The 26,101-nt window shown below is 43.8% G+C and carries 25 protein-coding genes; all 25 read left to right on the top strand.

What is annotated here, in order from left to right:
• The first annotated feature begins 20 nt into the window (after nucleotides 1-20).
• Nucleotides 21-1,988, top strand: a complete 1,968-nt coding sequence (gene metG, locus BFI01S_RS15075) for a methionine--tRNA ligase (protein WP_061793347.1) — start codon at nucleotides 21-23, stop codon at nucleotides 1,986-1,988.
• Nucleotides 1,989-2,202: 214 nt separating this feature from the next.
• Nucleotides 2,203-2,970, top strand: a complete 768-nt coding sequence (locus BFI01S_RS15070) for a TatD family hydrolase (protein WP_061793346.1) — start codon at nucleotides 2,203-2,205, stop codon at nucleotides 2,968-2,970.
• 656 nt (nucleotides 2,971-3,626) lie between these two features.
• Complete coding sequence (locus BFI01S_RS15065; RefSeq protein ID WP_061793349.1) at nucleotides 3,627-4,820, top strand: G5 and 3D domain-containing protein; 1,194 nt, start codon at nucleotides 3,627-3,629, stop codon at nucleotides 4,818-4,820.
• 305 nt (nucleotides 4,821-5,125) lie between these two features.
• Entirely contained in the window at nucleotides 5,126-5,686 is a 561-nt protein-coding gene (rnmV, locus tag BFI01S_RS15060) for a ribonuclease M5 (protein ID WP_035332988.1), read from the top strand.
• On the top strand, nucleotides 5,679-6,557 hold the full coding sequence (gene rsmA, locus BFI01S_RS15055) for a 16S rRNA (adenine(1518)-N(6)/adenine(1519)-N(6))-dimethyltransferase RsmA (protein WP_061793345.1): 879 nt from the start codon (nucleotides 5,679-5,681) through the stop codon (nucleotides 6,555-6,557). The genes rnmV and rsmA overlap by 8 nt, the downstream gene beginning before the upstream one ends.
• Before the next feature lie 178 nt (nucleotides 6,558-6,735).
• On the top strand, nucleotides 6,736-7,620 hold the full coding sequence (yabG, locus tag BFI01S_RS15050; protein WP_061793344.1) for a sporulation peptidase YabG: 885 nt from the start codon (nucleotides 6,736-6,738) through the stop codon (nucleotides 7,618-7,620).
• Nucleotides 7,621-7,927: 307 nt separating this feature from the next.
• Nucleotides 7,928-8,191 (top strand): biofilm formation stimulator Veg, encoded by a 264-nt coding sequence (veg, locus tag BFI01S_RS15045; RefSeq protein WP_009336667.1) that lies wholly within the window; start codon nucleotides 7,928-7,930, stop codon nucleotides 8,189-8,191.
• A gap of 119 nt (nucleotides 8,192-8,310) precedes the next feature.
• On the top strand, nucleotides 8,311-8,484 hold the full coding sequence (locus BFI01S_RS15040; protein WP_026041722.1) for a small, acid-soluble spore protein, alpha/beta type: 174 nt from the start codon (nucleotides 8,311-8,313) through the stop codon (nucleotides 8,482-8,484).
• A gap of 318 nt (nucleotides 8,485-8,802) precedes the next feature.
• Nucleotides 8,803-9,672, top strand: coding sequence for a 4-(cytidine 5'-diphospho)-2-C-methyl-D-erythritol kinase (gene ispE / locus BFI01S_RS15035; protein ID WP_061793343.1), 870 nt, complete (start codon nucleotides 8,803-8,805; stop codon nucleotides 9,670-9,672).
• A gap of 59 nt (nucleotides 9,673-9,731) precedes the next feature.
• Complete coding sequence (purR, locus tag BFI01S_RS15030) at nucleotides 9,732-10,550, top strand: pur operon repressor (protein ID WP_061793342.1); 819 nt, start codon at nucleotides 9,732-9,734, stop codon at nucleotides 10,548-10,550.
• Between the two features lie 24 nt (nucleotides 10,551-10,574).
• Nucleotides 10,575-10,949 carry a 2-iminobutanoate/2-iminopropanoate deaminase gene (ridA, locus tag BFI01S_RS15025; protein ID WP_061793341.1) on the top strand — a complete coding sequence of 125 codons (375 nt, stop codon included), beginning with the start codon at nucleotides 10,575-10,577 and terminating at the stop codon, nucleotides 10,947-10,949.
• Between the two features lie 164 nt (nucleotides 10,950-11,113).
• On the top strand, nucleotides 11,114-11,404 hold the full coding sequence (gene spoVG, locus BFI01S_RS15020) for a septation regulator SpoVG (RefSeq protein WP_009336662.1): 291 nt from the start codon (nucleotides 11,114-11,116) through the stop codon (nucleotides 11,402-11,404).
• A gap of 271 nt (nucleotides 11,405-11,675) precedes the next feature.
• Nucleotides 11,676-13,049, top strand: a complete 1,374-nt coding sequence (gene glmU, locus BFI01S_RS15015) for a bifunctional UDP-N-acetylglucosamine diphosphorylase/glucosamine-1-phosphate N-acetyltransferase GlmU (protein WP_061793340.1) — start codon at nucleotides 11,676-11,678, stop codon at nucleotides 13,047-13,049.
• Nucleotides 13,050-13,093: 44 nt separating this feature from the next.
• The gene (locus tag BFI01S_RS15010) at nucleotides 13,094-14,050 is read left to right on the top strand and encodes a ribose-phosphate diphosphokinase (protein ID WP_035332965.1); all 957 of its coding nucleotides are present in this window, start codon (nucleotides 13,094-13,096) and stop codon (nucleotides 14,048-14,050) included.
• A 164-nt stretch (nucleotides 14,051-14,214) separates the two neighbouring features.
• Nucleotides 14,215-14,865: a 50S ribosomal protein L25/general stress protein Ctc gene (locus BFI01S_RS15005; RefSeq protein WP_061793339.1), complete on the top strand. Its 651-nt coding sequence runs from the start codon at nucleotides 14,215-14,217 to the stop codon at nucleotides 14,863-14,865.
• 386 nt (nucleotides 14,866-15,251) lie between these two features.
• Nucleotides 15,252-15,812 carry an aminoacyl-tRNA hydrolase gene (pth, locus tag BFI01S_RS15000; RefSeq protein ID WP_061793338.1) on the top strand — a complete coding sequence of 187 codons (561 nt, stop codon included), beginning with the start codon at nucleotides 15,252-15,254 and terminating at the stop codon, nucleotides 15,810-15,812.
• A gap of 129 nt (nucleotides 15,813-15,941) precedes the next feature.
• Nucleotides 15,942-16,172, top strand: coding sequence for an anti-sigma-F factor Fin (gene fin, locus BFI01S_RS14995; protein WP_048009787.1), 231 nt, complete (start codon nucleotides 15,942-15,944; stop codon nucleotides 16,170-16,172).
• A 330-nt stretch (nucleotides 16,173-16,502) separates the two neighbouring features.
• Nucleotides 16,503-20,042, top strand: coding sequence for a transcription-repair coupling factor (gene mfd / locus BFI01S_RS14990; RefSeq protein ID WP_061793337.1), 3,540 nt, complete (start codon nucleotides 16,503-16,505; stop codon nucleotides 20,040-20,042).
• 411 nt (nucleotides 20,043-20,453) lie between these two features.
• A complete protein-coding gene (gene spoVT, locus BFI01S_RS14985; protein ID WP_009336655.1) occupies nucleotides 20,454-20,990 on the top strand; it encodes a stage V sporulation protein T in 537 nt (178 codons plus the stop codon).
• 169 nt (nucleotides 20,991-21,159) lie between these two features.
• Nucleotides 21,160-22,767, top strand: coding sequence for a putative polysaccharide biosynthesis protein (locus BFI01S_RS14980; RefSeq protein WP_061793348.1), 1,608 nt, complete (start codon nucleotides 21,160-21,162; stop codon nucleotides 22,765-22,767).
• Nucleotides 22,768-22,775: 8 nt separating this feature from the next.
• Nucleotides 22,776-24,230 (top strand): bifunctional methyltransferase/pyrophosphohydrolase YabN, encoded by a 1,455-nt coding sequence (gene yabN / locus BFI01S_RS14975; protein ID WP_061793336.1) that lies wholly within the window; start codon nucleotides 22,776-22,778, stop codon nucleotides 24,228-24,230.
• Nucleotides 24,231-24,247: 17 nt separating this feature from the next.
• Nucleotides 24,248-24,514: an RNA-binding S4 domain-containing protein gene (locus BFI01S_RS14970; protein ID WP_048009791.1), complete on the top strand. Its 267-nt coding sequence runs from the start codon at nucleotides 24,248-24,250 to the stop codon at nucleotides 24,512-24,514.
• Nucleotides 24,515-24,617: 103 nt separating this feature from the next.
• Nucleotides 24,618-24,920 (top strand): sporulation protein YabP, encoded by a 303-nt coding sequence (gene yabP / locus BFI01S_RS14965; RefSeq protein WP_048009792.1) that lies wholly within the window; start codon nucleotides 24,618-24,620, stop codon nucleotides 24,918-24,920.
• Complete coding sequence (gene yabQ / locus BFI01S_RS14960) at nucleotides 24,917-25,549, top strand: spore cortex biosynthesis protein YabQ (RefSeq protein ID WP_061793335.1); 633 nt, start codon at nucleotides 24,917-24,919, stop codon at nucleotides 25,547-25,549. Before yabP ends, yabQ begins: the two co-directional genes overlap by 4 nt.
• Before the next feature lie 15 nt (nucleotides 25,550-25,564).
• Nucleotides 25,565-25,975 (top strand): FtsB family cell division protein, encoded by a 411-nt coding sequence (locus tag BFI01S_RS14955; protein ID WP_061793334.1) that lies wholly within the window; start codon nucleotides 25,565-25,567, stop codon nucleotides 25,973-25,975.
• Nucleotides 25,976-26,101: the final 126 nt, after the last annotated feature.

The raw sequence follows: 26,101 nt of genomic DNA, 5'->3' as shown, positions 1-26,101 counted from the left end.
AAAATGAGGGAGGGAATCTTGTGGAGGACAAATTAAAGACGTTTTATTTAACCACTCCAATTTATTATCCTAGCGGAAATTTACATATAGGGCATGCCTATACAACTGTTGCCGGTGATGCAATGGCGCGCTACAAGCGCATGCGCGGCTTTGACGTTATGTACCTGACAGGAACGGATGAACATGGACAGAAGATTCAGGAAAAGGCAGCAGAAAAAGGGGTAACACCGCAGCAGTACGTAGATGAAATTGTCGCCGGCATCCAGGATCTCTGGAAGAAGCTTGATATTTCCTATGATGACTTTATCCGTACTACTCAGGACAGACATAAGCAGATCGTAGAAAAAATCTTCGCCCAGCTTGTAGAACAGGGCGATATCTACCTTGGTGAATATGAAGGCTGGTACTGTACACCATGTGAGTCTTATTACACAGAACGCCAGCTTGTAGATGGAAACTGCCCTGACTGCGGACGTCCCGTTCATAAAGTAAAAGAAGAATCCTATTTCTTTAAGGTAAGCAAATACGCTGACAGACTTCTGCAGTATTATGAAGAAAATCCATCTTTCATACAGCCTGAGTCCCGAAAGAATGAAATGATCAATAACTTCATTAAACCGGGCCTTGAGGATTTGGCGGTATCCAGGACCACTTTTGACTGGGGAGTAAAAGTGCCGAATAATCCAAAGCATGTTGTGTATGTATGGATTGATGCACTATCGAATTACATCACAGCGCTTGGCTATGGAACCGATGATGATTCCAAGTATCTGAACTACTGGCCTGCAGATGTTCACCTGGTTGGAAAAGAAATTGTGCGCTTCCATACGATTTACTGGCCAATCATGCTGATGGCTTTGGATGTGCCTCTGCCGAAAAAGGTATTTGCTCATGGATGGCTTTTGATGAAGGACGGTAAAATGTCCAAATCGAAGGGAAATGTAGTGGATCCTGTTACCCTTATTAACCGTTATGGCCTGGATGCACTGCGCTATTACCTGCTTCGCGAAGTGCCATTCGGCGCAGACGGAGTATTTACACCGGAAGGTTTTGTGGAAAGAATCAACTTTGATCTTGCCAACGATTTAGGCAACCTTTTAAACCGTACGATTGCGATGGTGAATAAATACTTTGACGGTGTCATTCCGGCATATGAAGATTCAGACGGAGAGTTCGACCAGCAACTGCTGCAAATGAACCGTGAGACGGTTTTCAAATATGAGGAAGCAATGGAAAAAATGGAGTTCTCTGTTGCCTTATCTTCCGTGTGGCAGCTTGTCAGCAGAACGAATAAATATATAGATGAAACACAGCCTTGGACTCTGGCCAAAGAGGAAGAGAAGAGGGAAGAGCTTGCAAGTGTAATGGCGCATCTAGCGGAATCCCTGCGCAGAATCGCGGTGCTTCTGCAGCCATTCCTGACACATACGCCGAAGGAAATCTTCACACAGCTTAATGTAAATGAAGAAGCATTAACATCCTGGGAAAGTCTTGAGACATTCGGCCTGATTCCTGAAGGCACAAAGGTATTAAAGGGAGAACCAATTTTCCCTCGCCTGGATATTACAGAAGAAGTTGAGTTCATTAAAACAAAAATGCAGGGATCTGCTGCTCCTAAAGAAGAAGCGAAGCCCGAAGCAAAAGCAGAGGAAAAGCCGGATAGCGAGGAAATCTCAATCGATGACTTTATGAAGGTCGATTTAAGAGTGGCCCAGGTCATTGGGGCAGAACCGGTGAAAAAAGCTGATAAGCTTCTGAAATTACAGCTGGATCTTGGCTATGAAAAACGCCAGGTCGTTTCCGGAATTGCTAAATTCTATAAGCCGGAAGAACTGGTCGGCAGAAAAGTCATCTGTGTAACCAATTTAAAGCCTGTTAAACTTCGCGGCGAGCTTTCAGAAGGAATGATTTTAGCAGGAGGAAAAGACGGCGAACTTTCACTTGCCACAATTGCTGAATCTCTTCCACTAGGTGCAAGGGTAAAATAATATTATTTATTTTTCCTGTTAAACATAAAAACATAGAAGTGTTAAGCGTATACCGTAAGCATTTCTATGTTTTTTATTTTTGGGAAAAATTATTCTTGGAAAGTAATTTCTGGTTGGTTTATCTAATTGGAACCATTTTGGCAGAAAAGTCATTTTGTTACACCACTGACATAATAGTAATAGAAAAATAATATGAAGGAAAAGGAGTTTTTTGATGTTTTTCGACACACACGCTCATCTTAATGCCGAACAATATAACGAAGATTTACAAGAGGTGATCGACCGGGCCCTTAGTGAAGGAATTTCCAACATTGTAGTCGTTGGGTTTGACCGTCCAACTATTGAAAAAGCGATGGAGCTGACTGAGAAATACGATTTCATCTACGCCAGTGTGGGCTGGCATCCGGTGGATGCCATCGATATGACAGAGGAAGATTTACAATGGATTGAAGAGCTTTCCAGTCATCCAAAAGTGGTGGCACTGGGAGAAATGGGTCTGGATTATTATTGGGACAAGTCCCCGAAGGATATTCAGCAGGAAGTCTTCCGAAAGCAGATCCGTCTGGCGAAAAAAGTCAAGCTTCCCATCGTCATCCATAACCGTGACGCTACAGCCGATATAGTCGAAATCCTCAAGGAAGAAGGCGCGGGAGAAGTAGGCGGAATCATGCATTGCTTCAGTGGCAGCCCGGAAATTGCCCAAGAGTGTGTGGATATGAATTTTTACATTTCCCTTGGCGGTCCGGTGACCTTCAAAAACGCAAAAAAACCAAAGGAAGTAGCAGATGTTATTCCGCTTGAAAAGCTATTGATTGAAACAGACTGCCCATATCTGACCCCTCATCCACACAGAGGAAAACGGAATGAACCCAGCTATGTCAAATTGGTAGCAGAGCAGATTGCAGAAATAAAAGGACTTTCAACAGAAGAAGTTGCACAGGCAACCACTGAAAATGCAAAAAAATTATTCGGCATAAACTGATAGCTCATTTTGTCGAAGCCTGTGGGAACTTGTCCAAATTTTTTCTAATTCTAAAAAGTTCTACATGTCTCCTTCTTCTCATAGGATAACCATGTCGATAAGTCTCTCTTTCCTTTCATCCGGTTTTTTTGCATAATAGGAAATACGTTTACGGAAGTGCTTGCCAATTACTAGAAAAAAGTTAGCTGGACAATTAGAAAAAGGTGCTGTTTTAGCACCCCTGCTGATCGAACGGAGGGCGTTTGCTGCTGATTGGGGAGAGTGAAAGATGAGGGCCGGAAGCCTGAAGTCTTGAGGGGAATTCCGAAAATCGCTCCCGATTGCTGAGCGTCTGGTCAGCCGGAAAACAAAGGATTTCCAGATGTGAAAATTTCCTAAATCAGAAAAAGGAGGAATTTTCACATGGATGTGGAAAAGTATAAATCCAAGGCAAGCATGACTGAAAACAGGACATTTGCAAGAAGGCATGCATAGAAGGGAACTATCATTCATACATAGAGATAGAGTGCAGTTCTAAGAATACAGGCAAAAAAGCTCAATGCCTGCATTCTTCCAGCCTTTCGGAAGCTGGAAAATTGAAAGAGTTGACAGTCGGCAAGATACTCTATATAATCACTCCGAGAGAAAAGGAGGCGTTTTTCATCGTGATTCAAAACATGAAAAACCTGTTATCCAAGTCTTTGAGTAAAAAGAAATTGGCCATTTTTTCTGCTAGTTTAGTAGTTTTTGCTGCTGCCTGCGGTTTCATTGCATATGAAACGACAAAGAAAACAGTAGCACTGACAATAGACGGCCAAGAGAAAGTCATCAAAACACATGCTGCAACGATTCAAGATATATTCGATGATCTAGATATTTCACTCCGCTCAGAAGATTATGTGTTTCCCTCGGTAAACACAGAGGTGAAGGACAATACAAAAGTTGTCTATGAACCGGCTAAACAGGTGAAAGTTGTAACAGATAACGAGAAGAAAACGATTTGGACGGCTGCAAAGACGGTCGGGGACGTTTTAAAAGAACAGAATATTACGCTGACTGAACATGATAAGGTTCAGCCAAAGCCAGAGGATACAATTAAAAACAACTTGGAAATTCAAGTAGAGAAGGCATTCGCTTTAACGCTGAATAATGGCGGCAAAGAGAAGCAGGTTTGGTCAACTTCGACTACGGTCGCTGACTTTTTATCACAGCAGGGAATCAAGATCAATGATTTAGACCGCGTTGAACCAAAGTTGGAAGAGACAGTCAAAGCCAATGACAAAATAAAAGTCATTCGAGTTGAAAAAGTCACCGATGTAGTGGAAGAACCAATTAATTTCGCAGTTGTGACAAAGAAGGATAATAGCTTGACTAAGGGCACTGAAAAAGTGATGAATGCTGGAAAGAAAGGCCTTAAGACGAAAGAGTATGAAGTCGTCCTGGAGAATGGCAAAGAAATTTCCAGAAAGCTGATCAGTGAAAAGCAAGTGAAAGAGAAGCAGGATAAAGTCGTTGCTGTCGGAACAAAGGTGGCTGCAGCAACACAGGTCGTTTCCCGCGGAACAAGCAGCAAGGCAAGCGGTAAAGAAATATATGTATCGTCAACTGCCTATACTGCCAATTGCAGCGGATGCTCAGGCAAAACCGCTACCGGCTTGGACCTGCGTGCCAATCCGGGTGCTAAGGTCATAGCGGTTGATCCAAGTGTCATTCCCCTTGGAACGAAGGTCTATGTGGAAGGCTATGGCTATGCCGTTGCAGCTGATACAGGCGGCGCGATTAAAGGAAACAAAATCGATGTATTCTTCTCCTCCAAATCAGAAGCTTACAAGTGGGGAAGGAAAACTGTAAAAATTAAAATATTGAATTAAATATTATGATGCAGGGGCTTCCCCTGCATTTTTTATTTCATTGCAGAGAAGGTTAATGGATAACATTTTTCATTTTCGCGCCGGTTCATATATAATAAGAACTATTCTTTATAAATATATTCTTCTTACATCTATTTAGACGAATTACATTACAGAAATGTTTCAAGTTTTTTTCAATTTTTTAATATTTTTTTACTTGAATAGAAGTTTTTAATAATGAACATCGATAACTGTCTAGCGCAAACAGCCTGCCCCCCTCGAGGAGCCGGGGGAGCAAGACGCTTATGCTTTTCTTAGGAGGAACCATGAAAATAAAGGAAATTATTGTTGTAGAAGGCAAGGATGATACAGCGGCGATCAAGAGGGCGCTGGATGCCGATACAATTGAAACGAATGGATCTGCCATTAATGGGGTAACCATTGAAAAAATAAAGCTTGCCCAGAAGACAAGAGGGGTCATCGTGTTCACAGATCCGGACTTTCCCGGACAAAAAATCCGGAATACGATCACCAATGAAGTTCCCGGATGCAAGCATGCTTTTATAGAAAAAGCGGATGCGCTCCACAAGCATGGCAGAGGAGTGGGGGTTGAGCATGCATCGCCGGAAATGATCCGCCAGGCATTAAAGGACGCCCAGGTTATGCAGGAAACCTATGAAGAAACCATTACCCAGGAAGACCTGGTCACTGCAGGCCTGATTGGCGGGGAAGGTGCCAAGGAAAGAAGAGAAAAGCTTGGCAGACTCCTTAAAATCGGCTACACAAACGGCAAGCAGCTTCATAAACGCTTAATGATGTTTCAGATTAGCCAGAAGGATTTTGCTGAGGCAATCGAAGCTATTCGCAAGGAGGAACAAAATGCATAAAGATATTGCAACACCAGCCAGAACACGGGCGATTTTGGATAAATACGGATTTTCTTTTAAGAAAAGCCTGGGACAGAACTTTTTGATCGATTCGAATATCCTCCGGAGGATTGTTGACCATGCAGATTTAACGGAGGAGTCGGGCGCCATCGAAATCGGTCCGGGAATTGGGGCACTGACTGAACAGCTGGCCCGGAGAAGCAAAAAGGTGCTGGCTTTTGAAATCGACCAGCGGCTGCTTCCCATTTTAAAGGAAACTCTATCGCCATATCCCCATGTATCCATCCTTAATGAAGATGTATTAAAGGCAGATGTAAAGACGGCGATTGAACGGGAATTTGAAGGCTTTGACGATATAATGGTTGTAGCTAACCTTCCATATTATGTGACAACCCCGATCATCATGAAGCTGCTCGAAGACAAGCTTCCGATCCGGGGCATCGTCTGTATGCTCCAAAAAGAGGTGGCAGACAGAATTTCGGCCCGTCCAGGCACGAAAGAGTACGGTTCCCTTTCCATTGCTGTCCAGTACTATACAGAGGCTGAAACGGCCATGATCGTGCCGAAGACGGTTTTTGTGCCACAGCCGAATGTGGATTCTGCCGTCATTAAACTCACAAAGCGCAAAGAGCCTGCTGTGGCGGTCAAAAGTGAATCCTTCTTTTTCCGGGTGACAAAAGCAAGCTTTGCCCAAAGGCGCAAGACGCTGCTGAATAACTTAACAAGCCAGCTTCCCGAAGGAAAACAGAAAAAGGAACAAATCCTCTCCGCTCTCGAACAAGCCAATATCGAGCCTGGCAGAAGAGGGGAAACTCTATCCATCGAAGAATTTGCCCGATTGAGCGATGCCCTGCTGCCCCATTTTTCATAATAGACCAAGTCTGCTGAATAGCCAGCGGGCTTTTTTTTCGCCCGCACGCCTATCTTCCCAAACCGCCTTTTCTACGCACATGTTCATAGTCCAATGCATAATTTATGACATAAATAAAATCACAAACAAGAGCTTAGAGGCAGCCCGTGTTAACCCTCGGGAAATTGGAGTGACGACATTGACTATAAATACGATGGATATCGTCGGAAGAATTTCGTATCATTGTGATATTTTATTCCGTGTCATTGATATTAAAGAACAGGGCGGCAAAAAAATTGCCATATTATTCGGAGAGGATATCCGTCTTGTTGCGGATGCTCCCTGTGAGGATTTAATCGTCATCAACCAGGCGCAGCGAATGAAGTTCGAACAGGAGTTCAGGTCACTTGAGGAACAGTCCTTCCAGCTATTCAGGCAGGATGTGGCTCTCTTGAGGGAGAAGCAGGAGTATGAAGTGACAGATGGGTACAGCAAGACACTTAACTATTTTCAGATACCAGGCAGGGTGCTTCATCTGGATGGAGATCCTTCTTATTTAAAAAAATGCTTGAGTGTGTATGAAAAAATAGGCATACCCGTAACAGGGATCCATTGCAATGAAAAGGAAATGCCGATGAAAATCGGACAGCTCATCGATCATTACAGGCCGGATATCCTCGTTGTAACAGGCCATGATGCTTATTCAAAGGCAAAAGGGAAAAAATCCGATATCAATGCTTACAGGCACTCCAGAGAATTTGTGCAGGCAGTAAGGGAAGCACGCAAAAAAGTACCGCACCTTGATCAGCTTGTCATTTTTGCCGGAGCATGCCAGTCACATTTCGAATCACTGATCCACGCTGGAGCCAATTTTGCCAGTTCTCCTTCCAGAGTGAACATTCATGCCCTTGACCCTGTATACATTGTTGCAAAAGTCAGCCTTACTCCATTTATGGAAAGAATAAATTTATGGGATATCTTAAGAAATACACTAACAGGTGAAAAGGGACTTGGAGGAATTGAAACCCGGGGAGTACTGAGAACAGGAATGCCATACAATGACGATGAATTAAATGAATCTTAATGAGCGGGCCGTTTTATGATATAGCGGCTTGTTTTTTATGTTTGTTTCTAATAAGATATTTAGCATTTTTCGAGGAATTTCGCGCCGGGGCATCGTCTATTTCCCAGGCAATGAACGGCAAGCTTATAAGCTTTCTAAAAACTATACATAATCTTTTCCAATTAAGGCAATCCTAAAATTGTTGAAAATTAGAAGAAAAAGTAGAACAAAACATATTGACATTTAATTTTAAACACTGTTATAATTTATATTTTTGTTTGACAGTAATGTGTCAGTGTGATATACTTAACATAGTGAGGTGGACCGAATGGCAAAAACATTATCAGATATTAAAAAAGCTCTTGATTCAAATCTTGGGAAAAGGCTCCTGCTAAAAGCAAATGGCGGGCGCAGAAAGACCATTGAACGCTCAGGAGTTCTGGCCGAAACGTATCCTTCAGTATTTGTGATTGAGTTAGATCAGGATGAAAATGCATTTGAACGGGTATCTTACAGCTATGCAGATGTTTTAACAGAAACGGTTCAAATTACATTCTATGAAGATACATCAGGACAGGTTGCTTTAAGCTAATCATATATATGACAGCGGGCGGTGAACAAATTGTTTACTGCTTTTTGTTTGCCTTTTTTCATAAAATAGCACACCCCTCACATACTATACCTACCGCAGTGCGAAAGGGGATGTTAATGTTGGGCAGAAGACGCGGCGTTATGTCAGATGGTTTAAAAGAAGAAATTGCAAAAGAGCTTGGCTTTTATGATGTGGTCCAAAAGGAAGGCTGGGGCGGCATCCGTGCGAAAGATGCCGGCAATATGGTTAAGCGGGCCATCGAAATCGCACAGCAGAACCTTCTTAACAAATAGCATTCGCACAGAATATGTTTAAGCATTAATATGCACTGCGTCTGCCGAGGCTTATGCCTCGGCATTTCTTCTGTCTAATAGCGAAAGCTTCTATATTCCAGGACACCTGAGCTTTTATGTTTACTTTGTGGTAAAATAGGACAAAAAATGGAGACGCTCTATGAGAAAAGCATTAAGCCGCCGCTTATTGCCGATTAAAATAAAGTCAATACTGAATGAAGGTATGGCTTTCCCTTCGAAAGGAACCGGCAGGGCAAAGCGCTTCGCTTGTGGAGCTGGACAGGAGTCCGATTCAAAGGAAAGAAGTAGGTGGAAATGTTGAAGGTCATGGTTAAGGCGCCTGCTAAAATCAATTTATCATTGGATGTTTTACATAAACGGGAAGATGGCTATCATGAAGTGAAAATGATAATGACAACGATTGATTTGGCAGACCGCCTGGAATTAACACTTTTAGATAAAGACGAGATCAGGATTATCTCTCATAACCGTTTTGTTCCGGATGATCAGCGGAATCTGGCATATCAGGCTGCACACCTTCTTAAAGAACGGTTTCAAGTAAAAAAAGGTGTGTCCATTACAATAGAAAAAATGATTCCTGTTGCGGCTGGACTTGCCGGCGGAAGCAGTGATGCAGCAGCGGCTCTCAGAGGTCTTAACAAGCTGTGGGATTTGGGGCTTTCATTGGATGAGCTTGCTGAAATAGGGACGGAGATTGGTTCTGATGTTTCTTTTTGCGTATACGGAGGCACTGCAATAGCTACAGGAAGAGGAGAGAGAATTCAGGAGCTTCCTGCTCCTCCAACCTGCTGGGTCATACTTGCTAAGCCGTTCATCGGGGTATCGACAGCGGATGTATACAGGAGACTGGATGTAGAGCAGGTGCAGCATCCAAATACAGAAGGAATGATCGAAGCGATCAATTCGGGCTGCTATGAAGATGTCTGCCGGAACATGGGAAATGTTCTCGAGGATGTCACACTGAATATGCACCCCGAGGTCCTGCAAATAAAAGACCAGATGAAGCGATTTGGTGCGGATGCTGTCCTGATGAGCGGCAGCGGACCAACCGTGTTTGGGCTTGTGCATCATGATTCAAGGATGCATCGGATTTATAATGGCCTTAGAGGGTTTTGCGACCAGGTTTTTGCGGTAAGAATGCTCGGAGAAAGACATAAGCTTGATTAAATCCGTATATTAGTGGTATATTATCGTTAAAATATTCGGATTTAAATGGGGGTTCCACAATGAAATTTCGCAGAAGCGAACGGTTGATAGATATGACCAATTATTTATTGAACCATCCGCGTCAGCTGGTATCCTTAACTTTCTTTTCAGAAAGGTATGGTTCTGCCAAGTCTTCGATCAGTGAAGATCTCGCCATCATCAAAGAAACATTTGAGCAAAGGGGAATAGGCACACTGCAGACCGTTTCCGGAGCAGCAGGCGGCGTCAAGTTCCATGTTAAAGTAACCGATGATGAAGCCCGGCCATTTGTAGACGAGCTTTGCAGCTTAATTGCAAGCCCCGAAAGGCTTCTTCCCGGGGGTTATCTCTATATGACTGACATTCTCGGTGATCCTTTAATTGTCCAGCGTGCAGGCAGGCTTTTTGCCTCAGCCTTTGCGGATAAACCCGTTGATGTGGTCATGACGGTAGCAACAAAAGGGATTCCGCTTGCATATGCTGCCGCAAATTATCTCAATGTGCCCGTTGTCATCGTAAGACGTGACAGCAAGGTGACAGAAGGATCCACGGTAAGCATTAACTATGTGTCAGGCTCGGCCAAGCGGATTCAAACCATGGTACTTTCGAAAAGAAGCCTGGCAGAGGGATCCAATGTCTTGATCATTGACGATTTTATGAAAGCCGGCGGAACGGTTAATGGCATGGTCAGCATGCTGGAAGAATTCAAAGCAAACCTTGCGGGCATTGCTGTCCTTGTCGAGGCAGAAAAAGCAGAAGAACGGCTGGTTGATGAGTACCTTTCTCTTGTGCGTCTATCTAATGTTGATGTGAGGGAAAAGAAAATCAATGTGAGTGAAGGCAACTATTTTAAAAAATAATCATATTTTTTAGGGGGAGATTTCATGAAAGTCATTCAAACGAATCAGGCACCGGCAGCAATTGGACCCTATTCTCAGGGGATCACCGTAAATAACCTATTCTACAGCTCAGGGCAAATTCCGCTTACAGCAGAAGGCGTTATGGTGGATGGGGATGTAAAAGAACAGACACATCAGGTATTTAAAAACCTTCAGGCAGTGCTTGAAGAAGCTGGCGCGTCATTAGATACCGTGGTAAAGGCAACGGTATTTATCAAGGACATGAATGAGTTTGCAGCCATCAATGAAGTGTATGGGGAATATTTCAGCACACACAAGCCTGCACGCTCGTGTGTGGAAGTGGCACGCCTGCCAAAGGATGCATTGGTTGAAATTGAAGTGGTGGCTCTTGTAAAATAAATAACCGCAATTTACTCGCTCGTTCATGTGACGGGCGTTTTTTATTTGGAAAAAGCTTTGAACAAAATATTCAAAAAATATTTTTTGTGAAAGAAGGAGATTCAGGAAATATGTTGAATTTATACAATTAAGGATTATATCTTCTCGAAAAGGTGGTGAACAGAATGGAAGTGACAGACGTAAGATTACGCCGCGTTAACACGGATGGACGAATGAGGGCAATCGCATCTATTACGCTGGATCATGAATTTGTTGTTCATGATATTCGTGTGATTGATGGAAATAATGGCTTATTTGTAGCCATGCCCAGCAAACGTACTCCGGATGGGGAGTTTAGAGATATCGCGCACCCAATCAATTCAGGAACGCGCGGTAAAATCCAGGAGGCTGTATTAGCCGAGTACCACCGTTTAGGTGAATTAGAAGTGGAATTTGAAGAAGCCGGTGCTTCCTAAGAAAATAAATCAACAAGGGCCTACTTCATAAGTAAGGCTCTTTTTTATTTCAATTGTGGAAAAATCAAGCTCTAAGGCCCCTGGTGAAGGCGGTGCTTAGGGCTTTTTTCTTTTTGTCAATTACCCTTTCTGTGAAAAAAATAAACCATTTCTTCAGAAAATACCGCTAATGGTAATGACAAATATATGTACTTTGTCATCAATTCTTGAAATAAGAGCCCATTTAAGATATATTCGTTATGGATAAAAAGGTTAAAATGGAGGCCTGTAAATGTCTAATCGATACGCGGTTATTTTAGCCGCAGGCCAGGGGACAAGAATGAAGTCAAAGCTATACAAAGTCCTTCACCCTGTATGCGGCAAACCGATGGTTCAACATGTTGTTGATCAAGTTACAAAGCTTAACATAAAAGAAATTGTCACGATTACTGGACACGGAGCGGAAATGGTGGAGCAGCAGCTTGGCTCAAGCAGCCAATATGCTCTTCAGGAGGAGCAGCTGGGCACCGCTCATGCGGTTATGCAGGCCCGCGAAATGCTTGAAGGCAAAGAGGGTGTGACGATCGTAGTCTGCGGAGATACACCGCTCATCAGGCATGAAACGATGGAAGCGCTTTTCAAGCATCATGAAGAGCTTTCTGCCAAAGCGACTATTTTAACAGCTCATGCGGAAAACCCATTCGGATATGGACGCGTAATCCGCAATGAAATGGGGATGGTTGAAAAAATCGTTGAACAGAAAGATGCTTCCGACGAAGAACGCAAGATAAAAGAAATCAATACTGGAACCTATTGCTTTGATAATAAGGCTTTGTTTGAAGCCTTGAACAAAGTAACAAATGATAATGTGCAGGGCGAATATTACCTTCCGGATGTAATTGAGATCCTGAAAAATGAGGGAGAGGTCGTTACAGCTTACCAGACGGCTGATTTTGGCGAAACTCTGGGTGTCAATGACCGTGTAGCCTTATCCCAGGCAGAATCATTCATGAAACAGCGGATTAATGAAGAACATATGCGTAACGGCGTGACCATTATCGATCCGTCAAACACATATATTGGTGCGGATGTAAAAATTGGCTCTGATACAGTTCTTTACCCTGGAACCATCATTTCCGGCAATACCATCATCGGGTCTGAATGTGTGATCGGGCCTCATACGGAGATTTCTGATTGCCATATTGGGGAAGGTACGGTGATCCGCCAGTCTGCAGCGCATGACAGCCATATCGGTTCACAAGTGAATATTGGGCCGTTTGCTCACATTCGTCCGCGATCAGATATTCATGATGAAGTGAAAATCGGCAACTTTGTTGAAGTGAAGAAGTCTGTTTTCGGAAAAGGAAGCAAAGCCTCTCACCTGAGCTATATTGGCGATGCAGAAGTAGGCAAGGATGTTAACCTGGGCTGCGGCTCAATCACTGTTAATTATGACGGCAAAAATAAGTACCTGACCAAAATCGAAGACGGTGTATTCATTGGATGCAACTCCAATCTCGTGGCACCGGTAACGATTGGGGAAGGTGCTTATGTGGCAGCAGGCTCAACGATTACAGAAGATGTGCCGGGAGAAGCCCTTTCCATTGCCCGTGCACGCCAGGTGAACAAGGAAAACTACACGCAAAAATTAAACATTAAGAAATAAACCGAACTTTCTATTTGTAAGAAATAAATCGATGGAGGCCCAAAATGTCAAACCAGTATTTAGATCCAAATTTAAAGGTGTTCAGTTTAAATTCAAACCGCAAGCTAGCTGCAGAAATCGCCAATGTGATTGGTGTGGAGCTTGGTAAATGTTCCGTAACGCGCTTCAGCGATGGCGAAATCCAAATTAACATTGAAGAAAGCATCCGCGGGTGCGATGTGTATGTGATCCAGTCTACAAGCTCTCCTGTCAATGAGCATTTAATGGAGCTTTTGATCATGATTGATGCTCTTAAGCGTGCATCTGCCAAGACCATCAACATCGTAATGCCTTACTATGGCTATGCCCGCCAGGACCGCAAGGCAAGAGCGCGTGAGCCGATTACAGCTAAGCTTGCAGCAAACCTTTTGGAAACTGCTGGTGCAACCCGTGTGATTACACTTGACCTGCATGCGCCGCAAATTCAAGGATTCTTCGATATACCTATCGATCATTTAATGGGTGTGCCAATCCTTTCTGATTACTTTAAGAACAAAATGATGGATGGCGACATCGTAATCGTGTCACCGGACCACGGCGGCGTAACACGTGCGCGTAAAATGGCTGACCGCTTAAAAGCGCCGATTGCCATCATTGACAAGCGCCGTCCAAGACCAAATGTGGCTGAAGTCATGAACATTGTAGGGAACATCGATGGAAAAACGGCCATCTTAATCGACGATATCATAGATACTGCCGGAACGATTACATTAGCAGCAAATGCCCTGATCGAAAACGGTGCATCAGAAGTTTATGCATGCTGTACACACCCGGTTTTATCCGGACCTGCCATCGAAAGAATTGAAAACTCAACCATCAAAGAATTGGTTGTAACAAACTCAATCACTCTTCCTGAAGAGAAGAAAACAGACAAGATTGTCGAACTTTCCGTAGCACCGCTAATCGGTGAAGCAATCATCCGGGTTCATGAAGAGCAATCTGTCAGCACTCTGTTTGATTGATCGGTAAAATAATTACTATCCAGGCTTGCTGCAAAGCAAGCCTGATCTGCGTTTCCTCCAAAAAATAATAGGCTGCAAAAACAAAAACGTTTAGACTTCCTCATTTTAGGGCATTTTTTTATATAGACAAGACTAATTTTTTTAATGAGGAAGGGGACGTTTTTATGACAGCTGTATTGCAGGCAAAAGAAAGAAAAGGTTCACGCAACTCTAACTTAACTTCACTGCGCAGGGAAGGGAATATTCCGGCCGTTGTGTATGGTTCAAAGCTGCAAAGCAAATCGATCTACTTAAGCGAAGCCGATTTTCTGAAGACGATAAAGGAAGTAGGCAGAAATGGTGTCTTTTCATTGGATGTGGATGGCAGCAAGCATGAAGTGGTGCTTAGTGACTACCAATCCAATCCGATTAAAAATGAAATCGTCCATGCCGACTTTCTTGCGGTAGACATGAATAAGGAAATGACGGCTGATGTACGAGTTGTCTTAACTGGAGATGCAGCAGGAGTGAAGGATGGAGGCGTTATGCAGCAATCTATGCACGAAGTCTCAGTCACAGCGACACCAAATAATATTCCATCCTCTGTTGAAGTGGATGTAACGAACCTCCAGGTAAATGAGACCCTGACAGTCGCGGATATCAAAGCAAATCGCGGCTATGAAATAAACAATGAAGAAGACGAGGTTATCGCTTCCATCCTTCCTCCAAGGCAGGAAGAAGAAATCAACAGCGGTGAAGAACAGGAAGCAGGCACACCTGAAAATGAAGAAGGCAGAGAAACAACAGCAGATGAAGATAAAACAGGCGAAGAATAAGCTCGGGAGACGCTATTCTTACAGGGGCTTTGCAATATGGCAAGCCCCTGTTTGCCTGGCGTTGAAATGAGCTTGAATTGGCCCGCCTTTGGACAGCCTGGGGCAGCTTCGGACAGAGGAAGCGGAAAAAGTGTTGTTAGAGTCCGAACCGGGCCCAACTTCAGACAGAGGAAGCGGAAAAAAGGAGTTTAGAGTCTGAACCCAACCTAGCTTCGGACAAGAGAGCGAAAAAAGAGCCCGCGGAGTCCGAACCAGCAACCTCCAAACAGAATCTTCTTACCGAACCACACACTTTCTACTATAATAAAAGAGAGAATAGATGAAGTCAGCGCACACGCCAGGTAATTCGAGGGCGCACCTGCGCTTTTCTAATATGGGGTGAGAAAATGAAATTAATTGTAGGGCTGGGGAATCCCGGCAAGCAGTATGATCAAACGAGGCACAATATTGGCTTTGATGTGATTGATGTTTTATCGGACCGGCTGAATATTCCTCTGAATCAGGCCAAGCTGAAAGGTGTATTTGGCGCAGGCTATGTGAACGGAGAAAAAGTATTCCTGCTTAAGCCTCTTACATATATGAATTTGTCCGGAGAGTCCATCCGTGCTGTTATGGATTATTTCGAGATTAATGATGATGAGCTTGTGGTCATCTATGATGATCTGGATCTTCCTGTGGGCAAGATTAGGCTCCGCCAAAAAGGGAGCGCAGGCGGCCATAATGGGATCAAGTCGACAATCGCACATCTGGGCACACAGGAATTTAACAGAATCCGAGTCGGCATCGACCGTCCGCCAAGCGGCATGAAGGTGCCGGACTATGTGCTCGGCCGCTTCACGAAAGAGGAACAGGCCATCATGGACGAAACAGCTAAAAAGTGCGCAGATGCCTGTGAGGAGTGGTTCAGAAAACCATTTTTACAGGTCATGAACGATTTTAATCAATAATCTTCATATTTTATTAATCTTATCATAGAATAATGTATCTCATCATCGGCGGCAGCACCGGATGCGTGAATAAGTTCCCTGCCCGGGGTCCATACTAGAATCATGGACAGTTTAATGGGAGGGACAGGCATGGCTATTCATTATCATTGCCGTCATTGCGGAACAAAGATTGGTTCAATAGAGAACAGCTCTGTTTACTCAGAGCAGCTTGGCTTCCATAAGCTAAACGATCAGGAACGCCAGGAGATGATCTCTTATGATCAATCAGGAGATATGCATGTAAGAGCGATCTGTGAGGATTGCCAGGAATCACTGGAACGCAATCCGGATTATCATCAGCAGGACTTTATTATTCATTAACAAGCTTTGGAGGCAATCCAAAGCGTTTTTCTATTTCTGCTTTGAGGCATTATTATATTTGATAGAAACCGTTCTATAGTTTCTTGCTGCCTCCTTATTTTTTTTAGTAAGATTAATGATAGGAAAAATGGGTTTTTGCAGACTGTCTGTTTTCTGGCTCAATGGGGCCTGGGGCGACATCTGCTTTTTGGCGGTTGAACTGCCAGAGCGCTTTTATAAAACAAATGAAATATTGAACTTTGAGAACTGTCTAGCTCCAGCGCCTGCCCCCTAGAGGGGCTTGTCGGGATGATCAAGGCGCTTGCGCTTTTCGTTATAGGAGGGGCTTTCATGTTTGGTCTTAAAGAGATTATCAGCCGTCAGGATGATGTTAGTTCCATCTTGTCTGGCATAGAGGAAGGACTGAGGGAGCAGATGCTTGCCGGTTTATCAGGATCGGCACGCACCTTGTTTTTGTCTTCCATTTATGAGCAATCGGGAAGGCCGATGCTTGTTGTAACGCACAACCTTCTGCAGGCACAGAAGCTATATGACGATATCGTCAATCTGACAGGAGATTCGGAAGTGTTTTTGTATCCTGCCAATGAATTGATCGCAGCTGAAATGGGGATTGCCAGTCCAGAGTTAAAGGCCCAGCGGATTGAGGCTTTAAATTATTGGAGTACACATAAGACAGGAATCATGATTGTCCCGATGGCCGGGCTAAGAAAAATTCTTCCGCCTCCAAGCCACTGGCAAAAATACCAGCTGTCTTTAAAAATAGGCGATGATTTGACTGATGATCAATTAAAAAGATTTGTTCAAATGGGCTATGTCCGTTCTGAGATGGTTTCTTCGCCTGGAGAATTCAGTGTCAGGGGCGGAATCATTGATATCTATCCATTGACTGAAGCAGATCCGGTAAGGATTGAGCTGTTTGATACGGAAGTGGATTCGATCCGGACTTTTTCTTTGGAGGATCAGAGATCAAAAGAAAAATTAAGCGAGATTTCGATTGGACCAGCAACCGAAATCCCTCTTGATTCAGAACACTTCCAGACCATAATTGAAAAACTGGAAAAAGGTTTGGGATCAAGCCTGAAAAAACTGAAAGACGATAAAGCGAAAACACAGCTGGCCCAGAATGTTGGCTGCGAATTAGAACAGCTGCGTATGGGGAACAAGCCTGAACAGCTTTTCAAATACCTTTCGTTTGCCTTTGAGGAAGGAAGTAGTTTAGTAGACTATCTCCCTGCCAATGGCTTAATTTTCATTGATGAAATCAGCCGTGTGCAGGAAATGAATGACTCCCTTGATAAGGAAGAGGCTGAGTGGTATACAAGCCTATTAGGCGAGGGCCAGATCATTCATGATGTGAAGGTATCCCACACCTTAAAGGAGTTTCTGCACCGCTCCAGGCATCCGATTACCTATATGTCGCTGTTCCTGAGACATGTACCGAATACCAATCCGCAAAACATCATTAATGTCACCTGCAAACAGATGCAGAATTTCCATGGACAGATGCATGTGCTGAAAAGCGAGCTGGACAGATGGAAAAAAGGCAAATATTCGGTCGTATTCCTCGGCCCGGATGAAGAGCGGATCAAAAAGCTGCAAAGAGTGCTTGAAGACTACGAGATTGAAGCGGCTTTTGTGAGTGAGAAGGGTCCGGTTTTAACAGGGAAAATCCAAATTACAGAGGGCAGTCTGCAGACTGGCTTTGAGCTTCCAGGCCAAAAGCTGGCCGTTATTACGGAAGAAGAGCTTTTTAACAAACGCACGAAAAAGAAAGCACGCAGACAAAAGCTTTCAAATGCAGAAAGAATCAAAAGCTATTCCGAACTGAAGGTTGGGGACTATGTCGTTCACGTCAATCACGGGATCGGAAAATACCTGGGGATTGAAACCCTTGAAATTAACGGAGTCCATAAAGATTATCTTCATATCCGCTACCAGGGCAGCGACAAGCTGTATGTGCCGGTGGAGCAGATTGATCTTGTCCAGAAATATGTCGGCTCCGAAGCAAAAGAGCCTAAAATTTATAAGCTGGGCGGAAACGACTGGAAGCGGGTTAAGAAGAAGGTTCAATCATCTGTTCAGGATATTGCGGATGATCTGATCAAGCTTTATGCAGAGCGCGAGGCATCAAAAGGATTTGCCTTCAATCCGGATGGCGATATGCAAAGAGAGTTTGAAGCGACCTTCCCTTACCAGGAAACAGAGGACCAGATCCGCTCCATCCATGAAATTAAGAAGGATATGGAGAGGGAGCGCCCGATGGACCGCTTATTATGCGGAGATGTGGGCTATGGGAAAACCGAAGTGGCCATCCGTGCTGCCTTTAAGGCAATTGCAGATGGAAAACAGGTCGCCATCCTCGTTCCGACGACCATCCTGGCTCAGCAGCATTATGAAACGATGAGAGAACGATTCCAGGATTACCCGATCGAAATTGGGCTATTAAGCAGGTTCAGAACGAAAAAACAGCAGACCGAAACACTTAAGGGCTTAAAGGCAGGGACTATTGACGTAGTTGTCGGCACACACCGGATTTTATCAAAAGATATCCAGTATAGAGATTTAGGCCTGCTCATTATTGATGAAGAGCAGCGCTTTGGCGTGACACATAAAGAAAAGATCAAGCAGCTTAAGACCAATGTGGATGTCCTTACTCTGACAGCCACGCCAATCCCGAGAACCCTTCATATGTCAATGCTGGGCGTCAGGGACCTTTCTGTTATTGAAACACCGCCTGAAAACCGATTCCCGGTTCAGACTTATGTGATGGAATACAACGGTGCGCTGGTTCGTGAAGCCATTGAAAGGGAACTGGCGAGGGATGGACAGGTCTATTTTCTATATAACCGGGTGGAGGATATAGAACGAAAAACCGAGGAAATATCCATGCTGGTTCCAGATGCAAGGGTAACATATGCCCATGGGAAAATGACGGAAAATGAGTTAGAATCTGTTATGTTAAGCTTCCTTGAAGGCGAGTCCGATGTTCTTGTCAGCACAACAATTATTGAAACAGGCGTAGATATTCCAAATGTCAACACGCTGATTGTCCATGATGCAGACAAAATGGGTCTGTCCCAGCTTTATCAGCTTAGGGGCCGGGTTGGCCGCTCCAACAGGGTTGCCTACGCGTATTTTACTTATCGAAAAGATAAAGTATTAACAGAAGTAGCTGAAAAGCGGCTTCAGGCCATAAAGGAATTTACGGAGCTTGGTTCAGGCTTCAAAATTGCCATGCGTGATTTATCCATCAGGGGCGCCGGCAATCTGCTTGGAGCCGAACAGCATGGATTTATCGACTCCGTCGGTTTTGATCTGTATTCGCAAATGCTTAAAGAAGCGATTGAAGAACGGAAAGATAAGCTGGATGGCATCGAGGAAAAGCCGGCTAAAATTGAAATCGATCTGGATGTTGATGCCTATATTCCTGATTTCTACTTGTCTGATGGCCATCAGAAAATTGAAATGTATAAGCGATTCCGCGGCATTTCATCTCTTGAAGATGTAGAAGAGCTTCAGGATGAAATGATTGACCGTTTTGGCGAATATCCGGATGAGGTAGGGTATTTATTTCAGATTGCCGAAATGAAAGCTTACGGTGAACTGGCAGGAGTCGAGACAGTTAAGCAATCCAAACAGGAAGTGCTGATTCTTTTATCTGAAAAGGCCAGCGAACATATAGACGGACAGAAGATTTTCCAGATTACCAGCAAATACGGCCGTATGATCGGCCTGGGCATGGATGGAAAGAAGCTGAAAGCAGTCCTCCATATTAAAGGCATCAAAACCAATGAATGGCTTAACATTGCCTATGAAGTGATTAAAGGAATGCAGGAAGCTAAAAAGGAACAAGAACATCCAACTGCGTAATTCATGGACACACTCCTGTCAAAAAAATGAAATATTAGAAATGTTTATCTCGTTCTGACAAGGGTATTTTTAAGTGAAGGACTATTTGGAATGTTTATCCGTAAATGGAATGAATAACATCTATGAGAAAAAGTTTTTGTGCACGTATATAACTTTCCATATGAAAGATACTAAGTTCAAACATGGCGATGCATTCATTTTCTCCCAATTATGGAGCATAGCCAGAAGAGGAAAGAGCAAGTGCTGCGCTGAAGTGAGAATGGTCTAGCTCCAGCGCCTAGCCCCTCGAGTCATAAGCCAAATCACTCCAGAAATCAGGATTTCCTGCGTGATTCGTCTTATGCTTGTCGGGGCTGAGCAAGGCGCTTCCGCTTTTCTAAAAATCATCAGATGAAAGTGAGGCAACGTTGGATGAAAGCAACAGGTATAGTTCGTCGTATCGATGATTTGGGTCGTGTAGTCATTCCTAAAGAAATCCGCAGAACATTGCGTATTCGTGAGGGGGACCCGCTGGAGATTTTCGTAGATCGTGATGGAGAAGTCATCTTAAAGAAATATTCACCAATCAGTGAACTGAGCGATTTTGCAAAAGAATATGCAGAAGCATTATATGACAGCCTGGGAAATCCAGTGTTAATCTGTGACAGAGATACTTACATTGCTGTTGCAGGCGGTTCTAAAAAGGATTACTTAAACAAGAATATAAGCGATCTTGTTGAAAAAACAATGGAAGAACGCAGTTCTGTCCTGGTTAACCAGTCAGGCGATATTTCGCTTGTTGACGGGAACACTGAATCTTCCTCGGCTTATACAATTGGCCCAATCATTGCAAACGGCGACCCAATTGGTGCAGTTATCATTTTTGCAAAAGAAGATTCACTTGGCGACGTGGAACAAAAAGCAGTTGAAACGGCAGCAGGCTTCCTGGCCAGACAAATGGAATCATAAAAATGAATACTTAATGAAAGGGGTAGCGGAATGCTGCCTTTTTTCTTTGGCGCGCAAACCAAAGAGAAGCGAGCGCAACCAGCATAAATCCGCGCACAACCGAAAAATCCCGCACAAAGCCCCAATATGCTATAATACTTTCGAATTCATTTGGAAGGAGATGGGCAACCTGAGGCCCGTTCAGACATCCGGCGATTTGTTTAGAGGTGCGTTTATCCTGACGATCGCTGCCCTGATTACAAAAATCTTAAGCGCAATTTACCGGGTCCCCTTTCAAAATATTGTCGGGGATGTAGGGTTTTATATATATCAGCAGGTTTATCCGTTCTATGGAATCATCATTGTGTTATCTACATACGGGTTTCCGGTCATTATTTCTAAGCTTTATGCCGAGAAGGCTGCTTTAAAGAAAGAGCAGGATATTCAAAATTTATTTGCCGTTTCAGCCATGGTTCTGTCCATAATAGGTTTTATCGGGTTTTCCATCCTGTATTGGGGTTCGGACTGGCTGGCTGCCAGGATGGGTGATCCGCAGCTGGCAATTCTGCTCAGAGTGGTGGCAGCCGTGTTTCTTCTTTTTCCAATTCTGTCCCTTTTCCGGGGGTATTTTCAAGGGAAAGGGGATATGGTTCCAACCGCTGTTTCCCAGGTAGGAGAACAGCTTGTCAGGGTCATCACGATCCTGCTTGCCGCTTATGTGCTGGTTAAAGGAGGGAATTCCCTCTACATGGTGGGAGGCGGGGCCCTGTTCGGGGCCATTACCGGCGGAATCATCGCCATCCTGATTTTAATTACCTTTTTTTATATAAACGAAAGAAAAAACCTGCCTCCCGCCATTTCAATCGATTTTAAACAAGGCGGCAAGCTGGCCAAAACGATTATCATACAGGGATTTGCTATCTGCATCAGCAGTCTGGTGCTTATTTTCATTCAGCTGGCAGATTCGTTTAATTTATACTCGCTTCTCTTGGCATCCGGAATTGAAGGAGAAGAGGCGAAAGCGCTAAAAGGCGTGTATGACCGCGGACAGCCGATTGTCCAGCTGGGCATTGTCGTGGCAACATCCATGTCCCTGTCGCTGGTTCCGCTCATTTCCAAAGAAAAAATGAAAAATCAGCCCGCATTCCTTCATAATAAAATCAGACTAGCCCTGCAAATCGGCATTCTGGTTGGAGCTGCCGCAACCGTTGGGCTCTGGAATATCATAAAGCCTGCAAATATTATGCTGTTTGAAAACTCATCAGGATCAGATGTCCTGGCAATTCTCAGTCTGCTCATTTTGCTGAGCAGCCTGATCATCACCATCACCGGCATTTTACAGGGACTGGGATTCATCTTTTTCCCGGCAGGAGCCATTCTCCTTGGGTTTGCGGCAAAACTTGCCCTGAATATGCTATTGGTGCCATCATACGGCACAATCGGCGCAGCTGTGGCATCATGCATAGCCCTTGGGGCCGTCCTCATGCTTCTTATAGTAAAGCTTCAGGTATACTTGAAAATTTCATTGATTTCACTGCGCTTTCTATTTGCGGCTGGATTCGCAGCCCTTATGATGTCAGTTGTTCTGCAGCTGTACCTGCAGGCGACAGCACTGCTGCCCATCCCGGAACCGGGAAGAGCGTTTGCCGGATTCCAGGCAGTAAGCGGCGTAGCGCTCGGAGGCTTAACGTATTTGTATATCATGTTTAAAGGCAATACTTTTAAAGAGGAAGAGCTTGCTTTGCTGCCTCTTGGAAGCAAACTCATGTTTTTGCTTCCCAAAAAGACTAGGAGATGAATCGCTTTATGAAAAAAATAACCATTCTCGGACTGGGAGCAGGAGATTTGGATCAGCTTCCTTTTGGTGTATATCGACAGCTTAAAAATACAGAGGCTCTTTACCTGCGGACAAAGGAGCATCCGGTCCTTCGTGATCTCGAACAAGAAGGGCTGGCGTATCAGTCTTTTGATCATATTTACGAAAAGCATGAGCAGTTTGAAGAAGTGTATGAGGAGATTTGTGAATTTCTCCTAAATGAAGCTCTTGCCAAAGAGATTACATATGGAGTTCCAGGACATCCGCTCGTTGCGGAGCGTACGGTGCAGCTTCTCCTTGAGCATGGACCGCAGAGAGGCATCGAGATTATGATCGGAGGAGGACAAAGCTTCCTGGATCCTCTATTTCAGGCTATGAAGATCGATCCGATCGAAGGTTTCCAGCTGCTGGACGGAACCGATCTGAAAAGGGATGAGATTCAGGTGGCACAGCACGTCATCATTGGACAGGTGTATGATCAGTTTAGTGCGAGTGACGTCAAGCTGACATTGATGGAAAAGCTGCCTTACGATTACGAGGTTTATATTGTAACAGCTGCCGGAAGCAGCGAAGAAGTGATTAAAAAAGTGCAGCTGCATGAATTGGATCATAATATGGAGCTGAATAACTTAACTTCCGTATATGTGCCCCCTGTAAAAGATGAGGCTGTCCTTTATAAAGACTTTTCAAAGCTGCGCAGCATTATCGCTGAATTGCGCGGACCAAACGGCTGTCCATGGGATAAAAAGCAAACTCATGAATCACTAAAGAAATATTTAATCGAAGAAGCCTATGAGCTGATTGAAGCGATTGATAATGAAGATACCGAGCATATGACGGAAGAACTGGGCGATGTCCTTCTCCAGGTAATGCTTCATGCTCAAATCGGCGAGGATGAAGGCTATTTTGCCATTGATGATGTGATTGAAGGCCTTTCCGAAAAAATGGTCCGCCGCCATCCCCATGTCTTTGGAGATGTGCAGGCTGAAAATGAAGAAGATGTCCTGAAAAATTGGCAGAGCATTAAGCAGGAAGAAAAGGGCGACAACCAGGAATCCATGATGGATTCTGTCCCGAAATCATTCCCGAACTTAATGAGAGCGGCTGAAATTCAGAAAAAAGCAGCAAAAGCAGGCTTTGACTGGAAGGAAGTTGTGCCTGCCTGGGAGAAGGTAAAAGAAGAGATTGCCGAATTCGAGAAAGAAGCCGCAGACTTCAGCCCCGAGATGGAGCCGGAATTTGGCGATATCCTGTTTGCTCTGGTAAATATTGCACGTTTTTATAAAATCGATGCCGAAGAAGCTGTGAGAAAAACAAATGAAAAATTCATACGCCGTTTTAAGTATGTGGAAGAACGGGTAATGATGAGCGGCAGAAAATTTGAAGACTTTACGCTCGAACAGCTCGATGAATTCTGGAATGAGGCAAAATCCAAAGGCTATTAATAGAGGAGTGGCGTTAAATGAGATTAGATAAATTTTTAAAAGTATCAAGGCTTATTAAAAGAAGAACACTGGCAAAAGAGGTCTCTGATCAGGGAAGGATCACGATAAACGGACAGCAGGCAAAAGCAAGCTCCACTGTTAAAGTGGGCGATGAGCTTCAAGTCCGCTTCGGCCAGAAGCTGGTAACAGTCAAGGTTGAACGTCTGCAGGAAACGACCCGCAAGGAAGAAGCGGCCGGCATGTACTCCGTTGTGAAGGAAGAAAAAGTGGAATCAGAAGCATAAGACGTATGAGCTCCCGCTTTTCATTCCGGCTTGTTCTATTTTAATCCCCCCATTCATAAACATGTACAAAAAGGTTGTACTATGTGATTGCGGGGGATGAATAATGAGTCAATATTATGAGTCAAATTCAAACAAAACCAATACTCAGGAACATGATGTCATTATGAGAGGCAGAAGGCTGATTGATATCACGGGTGTTAAACAGGTGGAAAGCTTTGATAATGAAGAGTTTTTGCTGGAGACGGTGATGGGCTTCCTAGCGATTAGAGGGCAGAATCTGCAGATGAAGAATCTGGATGTGGACAAGGGAATTGTTTCCATTAAAGGGAAGGTATTTGACCTTGTTTATATTGACGATCAGAATGGAGATAAGGCTAAAGGTTTCTTTAGCAAGTTGTTCCGATGACACTGACCACTCAATTTGTGACCATGCTGGCGATGATTGGCATGGGAAGTGTATTTGGGGCTGCCCTTGATACGTATAATCGTTTTCTGCAAAGGACCAAGCGGAAAAGCTGGCTTGTTTTCATTAACGATATTCTTTTTTGGATCGTACAGGGTCTGGCAATCTTCTATATTTTATTCCTAGTGAATAAGGGTGAACTGAGGTTTTATATCTTCATTGCTTTGCTGTGCGGGTTTGCCGCATATCAAAGTTTATTTAAGAAAATGTATCTGCGGGTATTGGAGATATCCATCCGAATGGCGATCTCCATATACCGCTTTTTCGTGAAGACCTTAACTTTGCTCATCTATAAACCCATCCAGGGTCTGATTATGGCGTTAATTGCGATTGCCGTCATGCTTGGAAAAGGACTTTATTCCCTTTTAAAAGTCATACTTCGAGTCTTTTGGTTCACCTTGAATATCATTTTTCTGCCTGTCAAATGGATTTTGTCACTTTTATGGAAACTTTTGCCGAAAAAGATTAAAAAAACAGTCGAGAAGTTATATAATAAATTGGCAGGATATTTACAGCAGATAAAGAATTATGTTTTAAAATGGACAGCAAAGTGGAAAAAACCTAAAGAGTAAGGAGGGAGTGCGGAAGTGAGTGCCACCAAGAAGAAAAATGTAGCCAAAATGGAAACCAGCTATGTCAAACAGCAGGAAGCAGCAGAGATCAGTGCAGGCCGGAAGAAAAAGCTTTTATTTCGCAGATTAGCAGCATTTTTCACACTGGCAGCCGTCGTTTCATTTTTTATGATCACAACACTCGTTTCGCAGTCTGCTGCTCTGGAAGAAAAAGTGGAAGAGAAAACCAGGCTGGATCAAGAGCTTTCTGACCTGAAGAAAAAAGAAGTTATGCTCGAAGAAGAAATTGTTAAGCTGAATGATGATGAGTATATCGCGAAGCTTGCCCGCAAGGATTATTACCTATCTGACAATAACGAAATCATTTTTAACCTCCCTGAAGAAGAGACGGAAAAAGAAAAGAAAAAAGAAAAAAAGGCCGACTGACGCTATATTGACACTCTTTTTTTGGTTTCTGTATAATATATAAAAAGTTTAACTTTATCGCAGTCTAACGGGCAGTAAGACCCCACTTCAAGACTTTGAGGAATCAAAGGAGGATAAGTGGGGATC

Origin of the sequence: Cytobacillus firmus NBRC 15306 (genome assembly GCF_001591465.1) — a bacterium.
Classification (GTDB): Bacteria; Bacillota; Bacilli; order Bacillales; family Cytobacillaceae; genus Cytobacillus; species Cytobacillus firmus.
Note: the sequence above shows the minus strand (reverse complement) of the source record. Positions and strands in the feature narration are given on the sequence as shown.